General features: G+C 42.6%; 16 protein-coding genes and 1 tRNA gene. 5 read left to right on the forward strand and 12 right to left on the reverse strand.

Annotation, left to right across the window (positions count from 1 at the left end; all coding sequences use genetic code 11):
- Nucleotides 1-4: 4 nt before the first annotated feature.
- Nucleotides 5-943, reverse strand: a complete 939-nt coding sequence (queG, locus tag ACP26M_RS04495; RefSeq protein ID WP_426586539.1) for a tRNA epoxyqueuosine(34) reductase QueG — start codon at nt 941-943, stop codon at nt 5-7.
- 179 nt (nt 944-1,122) lie between these two features.
- On the opposite strand from queG, the gene ACP26M_RS04500 reads away from it, so the two are divergent.
- Together ACP26M_RS04500 and ACP26M_RS04505 are read left to right on the forward strand one after the other, a co-directional pair.
- A complete protein-coding gene (locus ACP26M_RS04500; RefSeq protein WP_426586541.1) occupies nt 1,123-1,491 on the forward strand; it encodes an STAS/SEC14 domain-containing protein in 369 nt (122 codons plus the stop codon).
- Nucleotides 1,492-1,500: 9 nt separating this feature from the next.
- The gene (locus tag ACP26M_RS04505) at nt 1,501-1,689 is read left to right on the forward strand and encodes a hypothetical protein (RefSeq protein WP_426586543.1); all 189 of its coding nucleotides are present in this window, start codon (nt 1,501-1,503) and stop codon (nt 1,687-1,689) included.
- A gap of 133 nt (nt 1,690-1,822) precedes the next feature.
- On the opposite strand, the gene ACP26M_RS04510 is transcribed toward ACP26M_RS04505, so the two are convergent.
- From ACP26M_RS04510 to ACP26M_RS04560, 11 genes are all read right to left on the reverse strand, one after another.
- Nucleotides 1,823-2,710, reverse strand: coding sequence for a polysaccharide deacetylase family protein (locus ACP26M_RS04510; RefSeq protein WP_426586544.1), 888 nt, complete (start codon nt 2,708-2,710; stop codon nt 1,823-1,825).
- A 115-nt stretch (nt 2,711-2,825) separates the two neighbouring features.
- The gene (locus ACP26M_RS04515) at nt 2,826-3,704 is read right to left on the reverse strand and encodes a hypothetical protein (RefSeq protein WP_426586546.1); all 879 of its coding nucleotides are present in this window, start codon (nt 3,702-3,704) and stop codon (nt 2,826-2,828) included.
- A 17-nt stretch (nt 3,705-3,721) separates the two neighbouring features.
- Nucleotides 3,722-4,915 (reverse strand): Gfo/Idh/MocA family protein, encoded by a 1,194-nt coding sequence (locus ACP26M_RS04520; RefSeq protein WP_426586548.1) that lies wholly within the window; start codon nt 4,913-4,915, stop codon nt 3,722-3,724.
- A gap of 26 nt (nt 4,916-4,941) precedes the next feature.
- Nucleotides 4,942-5,964 (reverse strand): Holliday junction branch migration DNA helicase RuvB, encoded by a 1,023-nt coding sequence (gene ruvB, locus ACP26M_RS04525; RefSeq protein ID WP_121229611.1) that lies wholly within the window; start codon nt 5,962-5,964, stop codon nt 4,942-4,944.
- 216 nt (nt 5,965-6,180) lie between these two features.
- Complete coding sequence (locus ACP26M_RS04530) at nt 6,181-6,912, reverse strand: polyprenol monophosphomannose synthase (protein WP_426586550.1); 732 nt, start codon at nt 6,910-6,912, stop codon at nt 6,181-6,183.
- A gap of 116 nt (nt 6,913-7,028) precedes the next feature.
- On the reverse strand, nt 7,029-8,507 hold the full coding sequence (locus tag ACP26M_RS04535) for an MFS transporter (protein ID WP_426586552.1): 1,479 nt from the start codon (nt 8,505-8,507) through the stop codon (nt 7,029-7,031).
- A gap of 121 nt (nt 8,508-8,628) precedes the next feature.
- The gene (locus tag ACP26M_RS04540) at nt 8,629-9,552 is read right to left on the reverse strand and encodes a hypothetical protein (RefSeq protein ID WP_426586554.1); all 924 of its coding nucleotides are present in this window, start codon (nt 9,550-9,552) and stop codon (nt 8,629-8,631) included.
- 311 nt (nt 9,553-9,863) lie between these two features.
- Nucleotides 9,864-11,042, reverse strand: a complete 1,179-nt coding sequence (locus tag ACP26M_RS04545) for an acetyl-CoA C-acyltransferase (protein ID WP_426586556.1) — start codon at nt 11,040-11,042, stop codon at nt 9,864-9,866.
- A 233-nt stretch (nt 11,043-11,275) separates the two neighbouring features.
- Nucleotides 11,276-11,452 (reverse strand): ribbon-helix-helix domain-containing protein, encoded by a 177-nt coding sequence (locus ACP26M_RS04550; protein WP_188832692.1) that lies wholly within the window; start codon nt 11,450-11,452, stop codon nt 11,276-11,278.
- 1 nt (nt 11,453) lies between these two features.
- Nucleotides 11,454-11,981, reverse strand: coding sequence for a hypothetical protein (locus ACP26M_RS04555; RefSeq protein WP_426586559.1), 528 nt, complete (start codon nt 11,979-11,981; stop codon nt 11,454-11,456).
- Between the two features lie 4 nt (nt 11,982-11,985).
- The gene (locus ACP26M_RS04560) at nt 11,986-12,843 is read right to left on the reverse strand and encodes an SPFH domain-containing protein (RefSeq protein ID WP_129569798.1); all 858 of its coding nucleotides are present in this window, start codon (nt 12,841-12,843) and stop codon (nt 11,986-11,988) included.
- A gap of 114 nt (nt 12,844-12,957) precedes the next feature.
- Here ACP26M_RS04560 and ACP26M_RS04565 point away from each other — a divergent pair, with 114 nt between their 5' ends.
- From ACP26M_RS04565 to ACP26M_RS04575, 3 genes are all read left to right on the forward strand, one after another.
- On the forward strand, nt 12,958-15,027 hold the full coding sequence (locus ACP26M_RS04565) for an HD family phosphohydrolase (RefSeq protein ID WP_426586561.1): 2,070 nt from the start codon (nt 12,958-12,960) through the stop codon (nt 15,025-15,027).
- Between the two features lie 84 nt (nt 15,028-15,111).
- Nucleotides 15,112-15,201 (forward strand) — tRNA-Ser (locus ACP26M_RS04570).
- 249 nt (nt 15,202-15,450) lie between these two features.
- Nucleotides 15,451-16,668 carry a site-specific integrase gene (locus tag ACP26M_RS04575; RefSeq protein ID WP_091162420.1) on the forward strand — a complete coding sequence of 406 codons (1,218 nt, stop codon included), beginning with the start codon at nt 15,451-15,453 and terminating at the stop codon, nt 16,666-16,668.
- The last annotated feature ends 112 nt before the right edge of the window (nt 16,669-16,780 follow it).

The following is a 16,780-nucleotide window of genomic DNA, read 5'->3' on the forward strand; positions in this document are numbered from 1 at the left end:
GCCTTTAGCCTTTAGCCTTCAAAAAATCAATATTCCGCTTCAACCCGCCAAATTTTGTGCGCTTAACGGCCGAGTTTTTAAATACTTTTTGAAAAATATCCTGTGTGATCTCCTGCCAGTCAGCGGTTTTTAAATGTAGAAGATCAGGATGCGGGGTAAAAGCCGGCTCTGTATTTAAAACAGAGAAGCGGTTCCACGGACAAACATCCTGGCAAACGTCGCAACCGAACATCCAGTTATCCATTTTGCCTTTAAACTCCTGCGGAATTTCGTTTTTAAGCTCTATGGTTAAATAAGAGATACAACGGCTGCCATCAACCACGTATGGGCCTACAATAGCATCGGTCGGGCAGGCGTCGATACAATTGGTGCAGGTACCGCAATGATTGGCTGTGGGGGCTATATCATATTCCAGTTCAAGATCGATGATCAGTTCGGCCAGGAAAAAGAATGATCCGGCTTTTTTGTTAAGCAGGTTGCTGTTTTTTCCAATCCAGCCCATGCCCGCTTTACGTGCCCATACCTTATCAAGCACCGGGGCCGAATCAACAAACGCGCGGCCGCCTACTTCACCTATCTTATCATTAATGATCTGTAGTAATTGCCTCAGCTTATCTTTAATCACCGTGTGGTAGTCAATTCCATAAGCATATTTGGAAATTTTGGGCGATAAGGGATCGTCCTGTTGCTGATCGGTATAGTAATTTATACCAAGCGAGATAACTGACTTTGCCCCATCAACCAACAAACGCGGGTCGAGGCGCTTATCGAAATGGTTTTCCATGTACGACATTTCGCCGTGCATGTTTTTATTTAGCCAGGCTTCAAGGCGTGGGGCCTCATCTTCTAAAAAATCTGCTTTGGCAATGCCGCAAAACAAAAAGCCAAGATTTTGCGCCTCGTTTTTAATGAGTTGACTATATATCGCTTTGTTTGGTTGCATTGGTGCAAAGATAGGATAAATTGAAATTGCTATGTGCCTGGTAATATTATTCAACACGTTTTATCAAACTTGTTGTACTTGCACCGGGACATTATTCGTTATTATTATTTACGCTGTTTGCTATAAATTGACTATTGGTGCAGTTTTTGTATCTGATTAAAAAAACAAGGATTTATAGCATGCTTGAGCATATAAGATACTTGCCCCCGCATGTGTTAGGAATGCATGCGGTTGGCTATGTTACTATTGGCGATTATGAAAAGGCATTACGGCCATTGCTTGAGCAGCAGGTGAAACAAACCGGGCGGATAAACTTCTTATTGATACTGGAAACTAAAATTAAAAACTTTACAGCGGGTGCCTGGTGCGGCAATATCAGGCTTGGTCTTAAGTACTTCACCCGGTGGAACAAAGTTGCCGTAGTTACCGATCAGGACGGGGTACGTGAGTTTAGCCACCTGTTTAAATATATTTTGCCAGGCAAGTTTGCAGGGTACAAACTGGAGGATTTGGACGAGGCTTTAAAATGGGTAACAGGAATTAAATAAATAACCATTATGGAAACAATACATAAAACAGCAGTTGTGAATAATGATGATTCAGACCTGCACAATGATGAGTTGGGTGAAAATACCGGCGATGATACCATAATAGCCGAAATGGCTCACTTAAAGGCCGATGAAAAAGATATCGGTAGTATGCCATCCTCAAACAAAGGACAAGGCCCGGCAGGGGAGGATTTGTAGTCCACCGGTGCTAAAAGGGAGCTGTTGATCAACAAATAGCATTTCAATACATTGATAACAAAAACGCCTGACTCAAAAGAGTCAGGCGTTTTTGTTTAACGGTTTCCATATCCTCCCTTTAGCAGGCGCGGGGCTAAAAGCTATTCCTGATGCTGTTGCTCAAAGTTTTTGCGCTCCAGTAACCGCTATCTAAAATACGGCGTACAGTCATCAATGGATCAGTTTGATCGCGTTTGTCAGCTAATTGGAAAGCCATTTTAAAACCGCGTTTCCTAAGCTCAGGTAAAGCGGCTTTGTTCCAGATGCCAAACGGATAAGCAAAGTAATCCATCTTTTTGCCGGTGATCTCTTCCAGTGTTTTGGTTGGTTTTTCAATTTGGGTAACCCAGTCGTCAACCGGGCGATTGGTTATTTTACCATTTTTACCAATGATCTTAAGGGTAGAAGTATGGGAGTAGCGGTCAACACGGTGGTGGTCCCAGGTATGGCTCGCGATAACATTACCTTCGGCAGATAGTTGTTTTACCTGCTCCTTGGTCATATAATGCGGACGGCCTAACGATACGGTCATCACAAAATAAACCGCTTTAAAACCATACTTTTTAAGGGTAGGATTGGCAATGGTGAACTGATCAAGGTCAGTATCATCAAACGTAAGCATTATAGGCTTTTTAGGCAGCGGCGCTCCCTTGGTAAGGTATGCATAAAGCTGATCGGGCAGTATGGTATGATAACCGCTGTCGGCCAGCATTTTAATGTGCTCTTTAAAAGCAGCAACCTGAACTATATAATCTTTGGCATTTTTTGAATCGGTAGGCTTCCAGTCGCGGATTTGGTGGTAGCAGAGGATAGGTACTTGTTTGCGGGCTAAAATAGCGGCCGCGTCACCCTGTGATGTTGCATTGGCAGCCGGAACTTCGGTAACAGGGGTAGTAGTAGTTGATTTATCTGATGGCTTCGACTGGCATGAAACAGCGCCGAAAGCACAAAGGGCCAGCATGGCTAACGTTTGTTTTATCATATTATAGGTTGGTTTTATTCCTTAATTAACGGCAGCTAAATTAATAATTATATAACACGCAAGCCCTGCGATGTAAACAAAATTAATTAAGACTTTAAGTATGATAACCGGATAATTAATCGCTTTTACTGATGATCTGCTTCAGGCCCGGCTGACAGGTAAGCAGGTGCCATCCGCCAAAAACTACAAACACTTTGTTATGGGTTTTGAGCAGGTTGTCAATGGTGCGAAGCAGGCTTTGATCCCTGATCTCTTTGGATGCCCGCCCAATTTCCTGGAATTTTCCTTTCGGATCAAACGGATTGGTAGGTTCCAGCTCCTCGAGCTTAAAAGGGCGGTTAAGCAATTTTTGATAGTTTGTTTTATAAAATTCCAGCGTTTGCTCGGTGCGAGAAAGTTTGACGCCGCCTGTTTTCATGATATAACCTCCTATAAATTTAGCGTAGTTTCCCTTAAATGCCACACTATCGGTAATTGGTGGTCGCTGTCCCCACATAAAGCGTTCGGTAACAATATAAGCTAAAAACTCGCCGGTGGTGTATCTTTTCAGCAGCTCTCTAAATTCCAGGCTGTCGGTCATGTCGCCGTTAACGGTTTTTATTTTAAGGCTATCGGCAAGGGCTTTAGTAAGCCCTATTTCACCATCTTTTTGTATGGCTTCTTTTTTTGAGGTAAAGATCGTTTTTGAAACATCTCCTCCTTCGTTAACACATACATCAGGTTTAAATTCAAAAAATGCCTTTTCGATATCCTTAAACATCGGGTTTTCGATATCGTTGTTATCCGGCAGATGGTTAACGCCACAAAAAACAATCTCTTTTTTTTCGTTTTTAAACCTTAAAATGTACGGATTGGCAGGCAGGTGCCCAGCCGCATCAAGTTTGATCTTTAAGTAACTAACCGTTGGGTAAACCTCAGCGGGTGCTTTGCCTTTTTTGGCTCCACAGCTTAACAAGGCCGAGGAAAATAACAGTAATAAAGTTATGTTTTTCATCGGCCCCGTTGTGTTTGTTATAAAACTATACGCTTTCCTTCTTTTATCGAACGTTTAGCAGCATCCAGGATCTGCATCACAATCATATTGTATTTTAATGATGAACGGTCATCCGGGTGTTTGAGCGGATTTTGCAATGCAGCGGTAAAATAGGCAACCGGCGCATCAGCTGGTGCTACCAGTGGGGCAGCTTTATAACCTCTTGCATGGTTATTAACTTTTATTTCAACACTATCCTTATCGAAGGCGTGGATATAACCCTTAGCACCGAAAATCTCCATGTCCTTGATACTGAAAGGCCAGTTCCAGGAAGCTTCAATTTGCCCGGTGGCATTGGCGTATTCAACCAATATGGTGGCATCATCCTCAACCTTCGGATATACGTTTGGTTTATAATGCCTTGCAATGGCGGTTACTGCTATCGGGCGCTGGCCCTTCATTAACCAGGTCATCAAATCAGCGCCATAGCAACCAAAATCATTCAGGGCTCCTGCACCATTTAATACAGGATCTGTTAACCAGCTCAAAAAATCTTCGCTGCAGCCAATTTCGCGTGGACCCTGGTGCCCGTCGTGTACTACCATTTTACGGATTAAACCTAAGCTGTCCAGCTTAACAGTGTTATAAGCATCCTGGAAGGATGGGTACCAGGTGGTTTCATAATTGGTTAACACTTTTACGTAATATTTAAGGGCCAGAAACTCCATGCGTTTAGCCTGCTCAAGGGTGGCGGCCAACGGTTTTTCAACCATTACAGAAATACCTAAGGGTGCGCAGGTTTCCACAATATCCACATGTTTGCCAACAGCGTTGTAACCGAGTACAATAGCAGGCTTACGGGTGGTGCACATTTTCCTTAGGTCATCAAAAAACAGGGAATCGGGCAGGTTATATGCTTTGCCAAATTTTTCCCAGAGCTTTTTATCAGGTTCGGCAATGCCTACAATATTTACGTTTCCTTTGCGGTACTCGCTTAATATCAGGTGGATATGGTCATGGTTTAAGCCCATAATACCCACTTTTAGTGTCGGTACGGGCTTGTGCACCACGGGTATGGTGTCTTTTTTCACCTTGTTAACTGAGTCAGTAGGCGCCGTAACCGAAGAAGCGGGGGCTGTAGCCGGTGGCGGGGTTGTTTGTGCCGATACGATAGTTATGCAGCTTAAAAAGAGCGTAGTTGCAGTGAGCAGTAGTTTTAATTTGATTTTCATGATTGGTGGCGATGTATACGTTTATCTCAAAATAAGGATGGATTTCCCCCCAGCTTTATCTTTCCTAAATGTTTGTAGGCAGCCTCAGTAGCTTCACGGCCGCGGGCCGTACGCATTAAAAAGCCTTCCTGTATTAAGAACGGTTCGTAAACTTCTTCAATTGTGCCCTCGTCTTCACCAACTGCCGTTGCAACGGTTTTTAAACCCACAGGGCCGCCTTTAAACTTATCAATAATGGTAAGCAGGATCTTGTTGTCCATTTCGTCCAGTCCGTGACTATCTACATTTAATGCGTTCAATGCATACTGGGCAATCTCCGTATCAATTTTTCCATTTCCTTTGATTTGGGCGAAATCACGTGTGCGGCGAAGTAATGCGTTGGCAATACGCGGGGTACCACGGCTGCGGCGGGCAATTTCATAAGCACCTTCATCAGTAATGGGTGTTTTTAGTATCGATGCCGAACGCAGTACAATAGTAGTGAGCAATTTTGCATCATAATATTCTAACCTTGAATTTATACCAAACCTTGCCCTTAGCGGTGCAGTAAGCAGGCCCGAGCGGGTGGTAGCCCCAACCAGGGTGAACGGATTGAGCGAGATCTGTACTGAACGGGCATTGGGGCCGCTCTCCAGCATAATATCGATCTTAAAATCCTCCATGGCCGAGTACAGGTATTCTTCAACCAGCGGACTTAGGCGGTGAATTTCATCAATAAAAAGGATATCCCCGGTTTCAAGATTGGTAAGCAAACCTGCCAAATCGCCGGGTTTATCTAAAACAGGCCCAGAGGTAATTTTAATGCCAACGCCCATTTCATTGGCGATGATGTGCGACAGGGTGGTTTTGCCCAAACCCGGAGGGCCATGCAATAACACATGATCAAGCGCTTCACCACGCTGGCGGGCGGCCTGTACAAAGATCCTTAAATTGGCTAATATTTTATGCTGACCGGTAAAGTCCTCAAACTGCTGCGGGCGCAATACTTTTTCAATATCACGTTCGGCAGGACTGAGGCGTTCGCGTTCAGGGTCAAGATGCTCATTCATTGCCAACGAAATTAGTAATTTTTTAGGCTAAAGGTGAAAGGTTAAAGGTAAAAGGTTTGTTTCTTTTATTTAGGTGAAAGGACAAAGGTAAAAGGCGAAAGGTTTTAGGTAACAAGGTCAGGGCGAAGGGCAATAGGTTTGTTTTTTTTGATAAGTAACAAAAAAGGCGAAATGCTTCTACCTTTCACCTTTTGCCTTTTACTTTTCACCTTAAAATCATCCTTCCGGATATTTCCTGAAAATGCTGTTGATCTTCATCTGGATCACGCCTAAAAATGCTTCGCGAAAAATACGCGTCGACATTTTGGAGGAACCCGCTGTGCGGTCGGTGAATATGATGGGAATTTCAACCACCTTAAAACCATGTTTAAGGGAGGTGTATTTCATCTCAATTTGGAAAGCATAGCCAACAAACTTAATTTTATCCAATCGCACAGTTTCCAATACCTTACGTTTGTAGCACATGAAACCGGCGGTTGAATCCTGGATCTTCATGCCGGTTATAAAACGAACGTATACTGATGCAAAATAGCTCATCAGCACCCGGCTCATGGGCCAGTTTACTACGTTTACACCAGTTACATAACGGGAACCTATTGCCGCATCAGCTCCATCGATACAGGCTTGCCTTAGCTTCAACAGATCATCCGGGTTGTGGGAAAAGTCTGCATCCATCTCAAAAATATAGTCGTAGTGGCGGGCTATGCACCATTTAAAACCATGTATATAGGCAGTGCCCAACCCCTGTTTACCGGCCCGTTCTTCCATAAAAAGGCGACCGTCGTATTCAGGTTGCAGACTTTTTACTATCTGTGGCGTGCCGTCCGGCGATCCGTCGTCAATGATCAGGATATGAAAATCATGAGGTAAAGAAAATACTTTACGGATCATCCGTTCGATATTTTCCTTCTCATTATAGGTGGGTATGATTACAACGCTGTCTGGCACTGAACAGTATTTTGAAATGAGTTAAATGTTTAAGCTGCGAAAATAATCAATTTACAGAGCATCAAAACAAAAAAAACAGGAAAGCTTTCGCAATCCTGTTTTTTTGAAGTTATATTTTAAAGGTTGTTGGTCTCGGCAATCACCTCATTTCCTATATAAGGATCTGTAATATAGTTTCTTTCCTTAAGGCGTGGTGCAACAAACATGAATATAATAATAAACACCGCGATAAAGGCCACAAAAAACCATTCATAATTGGCGCCTTTAAGATTTTCGGCCCACCAGCCGCCGTCTTCAATAAGACCATTTACAAGAGCGGTGATCAGGTTTCCAAATGAAACAACCAGGAACCAGATTCCCGACATAGTACTTTTCATTGATTTTGGAGAATGGGTATAAGCGTATTCCAAACCTGTAATTGATACCAATACTTCCGCGGCTGATAATATTAAAAAGGCCAGCACCTGCCACCACATTGATGGTGTGCCGCCATGATCAATACTAACATGTGTAAAACCGATAACTACAAATGATAATGCTGTTAAAACCAAACCTGTACCAAGCCTTCGCAAAGGTGTTGTTTTTAATCCCATCTTATCTAAATTAGGGTAAACCACATAGTTGAAAAATGGTATGAACAACAGCAGGAAAATTGTGTTAAATGTAGACATTGAACCTGGTTCTATCTGAAACGAAGTAAAACCAAGGTTGATGTTTCGATCCATTTTCGCAGCATAAAGTGTCCATTCTGAAAGGCACTGATCCCAAACAGCCCAAAACGCCAGCGCAAAAAAGAATACAGAAATCACGCGGTATACTGCTTTAACTCCTTCAACGCGTTCCGGGTCATAGCTTTCTTTAGCAATATCAAGTAATGATTGGCCTGGTTTCTTTTTATTTAGATTGGTAAGTGCATACCATGTAATAAACACCAGGTTATTTCGGTTTACGCCTTGTGGAGGTACTTTTACATATTTTTTGCGGCCCATAAAAAATATAATGGTTGCCAAACCCATCAAAAGCCCGGGAACACCAAAAGCCCATTTAGGGCCGTAATATTTGTAAATGGTAGGAATAGCAATCGTTGATAACATAGAGCCTGCATTGATGCTAAAGTAAAACCAGCCGTAAACTTTTGAGAGCAAATCCTGGTTACTGGCATCAAACTGGTCGCCTACGTTGGCCGAAACGCACGATTTGATACCACCCGCACCGATGGCGACAACAAGCATACCTATCTCAAAGCCACTAAGGCTTGTATCAAACATCGCCAGCAACAGATGCCCAAAGCAATATACGATGGATATATAAAGGATTAGCTTGTATTTGCCGGTAAACCAGTCGGCCACCATGCCGCCTACAAATGGCAAAGCGTAGGCCACCATAACAAATAAATGGTTCAGCTTATTGGCGTGGGCATCAGCCTGTTGGGCTAATGCGGGATTACCTGCAGGGTTAAAGAATTGTTTTACCAAAAAAAGGGTAAGTATGGAACGCATGCCATAAAAGCTAAAACGTTCAGCAGCTTCATTGCCGATAATGTAAGGGACGCTCTTGGGGAATTTTGATTTTAGTGGAGCAGTTTTTTCTTGCATCAGTTAACTTAAAATTTGCTAAAGGTAATATAAATCTTCTAATCCGAAATTTAATACCGAAAGTGTTACAATTTAAACAATAAATGTGTTGGTTTTCGGGGCGTTGGTGTTATTTAATTTCTTAATGTTTTACCGGTAAAAGGGCGCGGTCTTTTGCAGCTTGCTTTTTGGGGTCAATATATTCATTATCGTTGGCCGAATTGCCGTCGGTAATATTGCGCATATCAAGGTTTTCTATATAAGTCCAGCGGCCATCTTTTAATTTATAGCCGTCATAACTCAGGTCGGGGCCAAAGGTCTCGGGCTTGTCCTTACTCCGCCCATCTGGCGCCGAAAGATGGTCAAAAACAATAATGTTTTTCTCGGGTACAAATCTTAACAGCATAGATACCTGCCGGGCATATTCAAATATCACCCGGTTGCGGGTTTTGCCATTGCCGTTAAACACGGGCATACCAAACTGCGGCACGCCATTATTAAATGAAATTGCATCGATCACTTTTTTTGTAGATTTAACGGTATTACCTTTCCACCCTAATAATACATAATATGGTTTGGGGCCGTACACCGGCATTATCTTATAGTATTGGGCACCATACCATTTATGGCTATCGGTTACCGAATCTTCCGGGTTTTTCAATAAAGGCGAATAATCTTCGAGCGGGTACATTTTGAGCGGGCCGCCGGTATTTATTTGAACAGTACCATAAAAGCGATAACTGCCATCGAGGTTTGTAACATGCCAGCTCAAAATCCTGAAGCGGTTATCTGGAGAGTTAACAATGCTGATGCTCTTAACAGAATCAAAGGGGAACAGGAAGGAGTTATTGATTTTTAACGCCTGTACCAGTGTTTTAATAAACTGGTAATTAGCGTTTTTACGCTCCATGTCATTCTCATCATTTACAATCTTTTTGCCAAGGCGAGTGAGACTATCCTGGTATTCGTTAAGTTTTTTGAGCCTTGTACCTTCGTCATAGTATTGCGCAAAAGTTTGCATGCAAAGCAGTATGGAGAAGATAGTAAGAAGGGTTTTTTTTGTCACTATTTTAATTTAATTAGTTGAGCTTATTTTTTATGTCTTTGCGAGATGGCTTTGCAAGTTTCTTTATATAGAATAAGATTGTTTCGTTTCTTATAATGATGTAATTGTAAGCTATTGGTTAGTATTGTATTTTATAATCTATTTTATAAATATGGGCGTTACCTGCGGCCCGGGCTTTCCGTTACAAGTCCTCGCTTTTCCTGCCCGCAACCGCAACCCGCGCTGTGGGCTTTTCACTGCAATCCCTAACGCGCCCACACGCAACATCATTAAAAATATATTTTGCTTATAATGACGTTATTTATAAAATACTAACGTAAATTTTCGATAACCATTGCACTGGCACCGCCGCCTCCGTTACAGATACCTGCAGCGCCATATTTACCGTTATTTTGCTTTAATACGTGTAAAAGGGTAACAATGATTCGCGCACCCGAAACGCCGAGAGGGTGGCCTAATGAAACAGCACCGCCGTTAACGTTTACTTTTTCCGGGTCGAGGTTCAAAAGCTGGTTGTTGGCTATTGATACTACAGAGAAGGCTTCATTGATCTCAAAGAAGTCGATATCGGAATTTTGCAGGCCCGCCCTGTGCAGTGCCAGCGGAATAGCTTTTGAGGGCGCAGTGGTAAACCATTCGGGTGCCTGCTGGGCATCGGCATAAGATACTATTTTAGCAAGCGGCTTTATGCCAAGTTCATCTGCTTTTTCGCGGCTCATAAGCACTACAGCTGCTGCGCCATCATTCAGGGTCGACGCGTTGGCGGCCGTAACCGTGCCGTCTTTTTTAAATACGGGTTTTAATGATGGGATCTTGTCAAACTTAACTGTTTGAGGTTCCTCATCTTCGGTAAACATGGTGATATCGCCTTTTTTGTCTTTAAGACCAACCGGGGTAATTTCGTCTTTAAATTTACCGTCTGCCTGTGCTTTTTGGGCGCGCTGGTATGATAGTATGGCATATGCATCCTGTTCCTCCCGGCTGATGTTGCAGTCGGCAGCGCAAAGTTCGGCTGCTGAGCCCATATGATAGTCGTTGTAAACATCCCAAAGACCGTCTTTTACCAAACCGTCAATGATTTGCCCGTTACCTAAACGGTAACCGTTGCGGGCTTTATCCAGGTAATAAGGTACGTTGCTCATGCTTTCCATGCCGCCGGCAACAACAATATCGTTTTGCCCTATGGCTATGCTTTGGGCGGCTAACATAATGGCTTTCATACCCGATGCACAAACTTTGTTAACGGTTGTTGCGGGCAGATAGGGGAGCCCTGCAAATATGGCTGCCTGTGTAGCAGGCGCCTGCCCAACATTGGCCGACATTACATTGCCCATATAAATTTCCTGAACCTGATCGGGCCGTAAACCCGCTTTTTCAACTGCCGATTTGATGACTGCCGCGCCCAGCTGTGTGGCACTGATAGCGGCCAGACTGCCTCCAAAACTACCTATAGGTGTGCGTGTAGCCGCTACTATTACTACTTCTTTCATGTGTCCCTCATTAAAATTGGTGGGCAAATTTAGTGATTTGAAAGAAAGAAAATACTATGCACGCATAATAAAATTAGTTGCAGTTTTTTAGTGGCAGTAGCAGGTTTTAAATCAGTTGATAGTTTAGTTTGCAGTTTTTTGATTATCTAAAATTAGGGCTTTTGTAATGGGACAATAATTATACTAACTGCAAACTATAAACGGCAAACAGTTGCTACCTACTGCTACTGCCGCTAATCACTATCTTCCTTTTTCTTCTTCGAACTTCCTTTTTTCCTGGCGTGCAGGGCTTGTTGCATGAGGTATTCGATCTGGCCGTTGGTGCTTCTGAATTCTTCGGCAGCCCAGCTCTCAATCTCCTTCAGCATGTCGGGGTTAATGCGTAATACAAATGCTTTTTTTTCGGCCATATCAACTTGCGGCCGCTGCCTGGGCCTGTTTTAACAAAACTAAATTTATGCCCAGTAACGCCAATAGCGGCAGTTCTGGTACTTTTTTGATCATATCGAGGTTCATTTTTACAATAAATGGCTTTTTCCGGCTCCATATTTTGGTTTCTACATTCAGGATATCGCCCAATTGCTCGTTTACCCAGGTACAGGTGCGTGAAAGGATCTTTTTGTTATAAAAAGTAGCCATGAGCCCATTGTTTAAATTGAGCGTTATCTTACGGTTCCAGATGTCTGGTGTCACCAAACCTGTTTCCATGCCATCGGACTGCTCAATAGCAAGTTTTCGGCCTAACCAGTTCTTGCGTTTTACTATCCAGTTTCCATTCGCTGTTTCCAGTAAGCAAGCGCGTTTTAAAGCTCCCATATAGGTGAGCTTACCATAGCTAAACTGCCCGTCGGTAAGTTCGTACCATGGTCGCCAAAAACCATGCCTCAGTACTGGTAATTCCGATACGCGGAGCTGATCAAAGCTTCTGAATTGATCCATGGTATTAATGGTATAAAGTACCGGTATTAACAACAGGGTTAACAGCTTTATCACCGCAAAGTACAACCAGCAGATTGCTTACCATGGCTGCCTTGCGTTCCTCGTCAAGTTCAACTATGTTTTTTTCGGATAGCTTGTTCAGTGCCATTTCAACCATGCCAACGGCACCTTCAACTATCAGCTTACGGGCAGCTATTATGGCCGATGCCTGCTGTACCTGCAGCATGGAATGGGCAATTTCAGGAGCGTAGGCCAAATGAGAGATGCGGGCTTCTAATACCTCAATGCCGGCGCGGTCAAGCCTTTCGTTCAATTCCTTCTCCAGCATAGAACTTACCTGTTCGGCACCACCGCGCAGGGTAATAGCCGCGGTTTCATCCTCCAGGTTATCATAAGGGAAAGAGTTGGCCAGGTGCCTTACTGCAGCTTCGCTCTGGATATTTACATATTGAATGTAATTTTCAACCGCAAATACGGCAGCGGCGGTATCTTTTATCTGCCATACTATAACCGCTGCGATTTCAATAGGGTTACCAATGCTATCGTTCACTTTCAGTTGTTGCCCGTTAAGGTTAAATGCCTTCAATGATACCTTCTTTTTAACAGTGAATGGATTAACCCAGAAAAAGCCGTCAGTTTTTACAGTACCAACATACTTGCCAAAAAGGGTAAGCACTTTTGATTCGTTGGGATTAACAACGATGATGCCAGGAAGTAAAAATATGAGGCTCACCGGAATTAATAGGAAACCGATAGCTTCCAGTCCGGTGCTTAAGCAGAAAACGGCCGCAATTAACAAAGCAATAGCCAAAATAAACACAGAGAAGCCGGATGGCGGGTTAATGGTTTTTTCAGTATTCATGATTTAGTTTGATTTTAAAATGATATCATAAAGATATCAAATTTATTTTTACAAAAGCAAGAAAAACTGCATATAACAGAAACTTATATTATTTTTGGCAGGTTAATCATTTAAATGGCAAAACTATCCACTTCGCGCCAAAAGGCTTTACTGCGCAAATACGCCCGTAATGTTAAGTTTTTGATGATGCTGATTAGTATCGTGCTTATTGTTTACTTTTTACCGAAGCAGGCAAAATTTAGCTACGAGCACGAAAAGGGGAGGATCTGGAACCAGAAAGACCTGATATCGCCCTATAATTTCGCAATACTAAAAACACCGCAGGAAATCATAGCCGATCAAAAATCGGCGCTGGAAAGCATAACGCCGATTTACCAGCTGGACGCAGGGATGCAAAATCAGCAGATTGAAGGTTTTAAAGCCGACCTGGAAATTAAATGGCACAATGCCGGTATCAATGACAAACTCAAGTCGAAGTACATTGCTGTCGGTACCGATTTATTAACCGAAATTTACCAAACAGGGATTTTTAAACCCAATGCCAAATATCAGCAAAGCTCCGAAAATTACCCCATACGGATTCTGGATAAGAATGTAGCCACTGATAAAAACACCAGCGAACTGTTTACCAAAGAAAAAGCGCAGGCTTATTGTGATAAAGTGCTGAGCAAGCACACAGATTTAGATAAAGCCTTCCTGCTCGATGTGATCAGTAACCGCCTCCAAAATAATCTTGCCTATGATAATAACCTTACTTCAAGGCTGGAGAAGGAAGTTGTAGATGGCCTTTCGGTAACACGCGGAATGGTACAAAAAGGAGAAGTGATAGTTTACAAAGGCTCGGTAGTTAATGACGATGTTTATCAAAAGCTGGAATCATTTAAAAAAGCCTTTGAGGATAACGCCCGTGTTAACGGTAACAGGAACTTAGTGCTCTTGGGGCAGTTTTTCCTGGTGGCTATAGCTATATCGCTGCTCATGATTTTCCTTTATCTTTTCCGTAAGGATATTTACGCTGATAACAGGTTGGTAAGTTTGATATTACTGGTAATTACTACCATGCTGGCCACTTTATCGCTGGCTATAAAACTCCAGTTTCCGACTAATTTGTACTATATCCCTTATTGTATAGTACCTATCATTATTCGGATATTGTTTGATACCCGTTTGGCGCTTAATATCCATTTGCTGGTGGTGCTGATAGCCGGCTTTTTTGTACCTAACAGTTTTGAGTTTGCTTATTATGAGATTACGGCGGGTATGGTATCCATCTACAGTATTAAAAACCTGGTACGCCGCGAACAGTTTCTGATCTCGGCAGTGATCATTATCTTTACCTACTTCGTGGCATTTTTGGGGATTACCTTTATTCGTGAGGGTGATTTCCTGAACATCGACTGGATGGACTTTTTGCCTTTTGTAGTTAGCGTACTGCTTACCCTGCTGGCTTACCCGCTTATTTATTTGTTCGAGAAGGTTTTTGCCATCACTTCCGAAATTACGCTCATTGAGCTTACCAATACCAATGCGCCATTGCTGCGCGAACTGGCTTTTAACGCTCCGGGCACCTTCCAGCATTCGCTGCAGGTAGCTAACCTGGCCGAAAACGCTATTTATGCAGTTGGCGGCAATGCCCTGCTGGTTAGGGCGGGGGCGCTTTATCATGATATAGGAAAAATGGAGAACCCTTTGTTCTTTATCGAGAACCAAAGCTCGGGCTTTAATCCGCATGATAAGCTGCCTTATGAAGAAAGTGCCCAAATCATTATCCGCCACGTGAGCAGGGGTATTGAAATGGCGCGCAAGTCCAACCTGCCCGAGGTGGTGATTGATTTTATCCGTACGCATCACGGTAATACCCGCGTGGATTATTTTTACCAGTCGTCATTGAAAAATTTCCCGGAAAAATTCATTAACGAGAATATTTTTCGCTATCCCGGTCCTATTCCTTTCACCAAAGAAGGTGCCGTTTTGATGCTTGCCGACTCGGTTGAGGCCGCTTCGCGCTCATTAAAGGAGCCCGATGAAGAATCGATCAGTGTACTGGTAGACCGTATTGTAAAATACAAGCTTGATCAAAACCAGTTGAAAGACAGTAATATAACTTTGAAAGATATAGAAACAATCAAGGCCATTTTTAAGCGGATGCTAATGAGTATTTATCACGTAAGAATAGATTATTAAAAAATGTATTTTTTTTTTGCAGGGATACTTGAATTGCTATATTTGCAGTCCCTGAAAAAAGGGATATAGTTTAAAAAACAAAACGGAGAGATGCCTGAGAGGCCGAAAGGAACAGTTTGCTAAACTGTCGTACTGGAAACGGTACCGAGGGTTCGAATCCCTCTCTCTCCGCCAGTTTCAATAACAAAGCGCATTAAAAGCCTGCAAATCAAATGATTGCAGGCTTTTGTTTTTGGGCTAAATGCCCATTTTATCCACCATTTCGCATATAAAAAGTGCGTTATTCGGTGAGTTAATTTTTGAAAATACTCACTCACCAATATCTACGTATCATTCTGGTAGTCAACCTGTTAAAAAGTTGAACATCTTGTACGGACCTGATTGCAAGCTTAATTTTGTTTCACTTTTTAATGTCAAAACATTATGAAAACTAACTTCAGCTTGCTTTTTTATTTAAAGAAGCCAAAAAACCATCAAAACGGCCTTGTGCCTATTTATTTGCGGATTACTGTTAATGGTAAACGGGCAGAAACCAGTACAGGCCGGGAATGTGAACCTACCCTATGGAACAGTACCGCAGGACGCTTTAAGGGAACTAAAGAAGAAATCAAATCTTTTAACGCCTACCTTGATAACCTGCAAGCCCAGGTGTACGAAGCGCATGGCCAATTAACCGAAACTGGCGGTATGGTTACTGCCGAAAGTTTAAAAAACAAGCTATTGGGTAAGAGCGAAAAATCCCGGATGCTTATCAGCTTGTTTAAAGACCACAATAAAAAGGTTTCGGCTTTGGTTGGTGATGAGTATGCTGCAGGGACATTGGAACGCTACGAAACCTCTTTAAGGCATACCCGGAGCTTTTTAGAATGGCAGTACAAAGTTTCGGATATAGACATTAAGCAGATTGACCATGATTTTATAACCAATTATGAATTTTATTTGCGATCCGAACGTAAGTGCGCCAACAACTCCGCTATCAAATACATTAAGAACTTTGGCAAGATCATCCGCATTTGTTTAGCAAGTGGCTGGCTTGATAAAGACCCTTTTGTAAATTACAAAGCCAAAGTTAAACGGGTTGACAGGATATTTTTAAACCGGGAAGAATTACAAGCCATAGCAGATAAAGTATTTCCAACCGAACGGCTCAACCAGGTGAGGGATATTTTTCTTTTCTGTTGCTTTACAGGATTGGCCTATGCCGATGTGAAAAAATTGAAGCCGGCTGAAATAGTAAAAGGCCTTGACGGGGAAATGTGGATATATACCAAACGAAAAAAAACAGACACACCAAGTCGTATTCCTTTACTGCCATCTGCGTTGAGTTTGTTAAAAAGGTATGCAGACCATCCGCTTTGTTGCAATACAGATAAGGCGCTGCCCGTATCTACCAATCAAAAAATGAATGCGTATTTGAAAGAGATTGCAGACGTTTGCGGCATCAATAAAATACTTACCTTTCATATTGCACGGCACACGTTCGCCACAACTGTAACGCTGTCTAATGGTGTACCTATTGAAAGCGTATCGAAAATGTTGGGCCATACTAATATCAAAACCACCCAGCACTATGCCAAGATTTTAGATTTAAAAGTGGGACAGGATATGGCATTGCTTAGGCAAAAGTTTGTTATTGATTAACCCAATTATCAGTTTTAGGCAGCTTGGTTTTTCATTCCTTATTCACTGCTACAGCGAAGATAGCCCACGCCGGGATAAAACGTCAAGGGTATATAAACCCCGATGATAGGAT

The organism is Mucilaginibacter sp. R-33 (genome assembly GCF_049949235.1).
Classification (GTDB): domain Bacteria; phylum Bacteroidota; class Bacteroidia; order Sphingobacteriales; family Sphingobacteriaceae; genus Mucilaginibacter.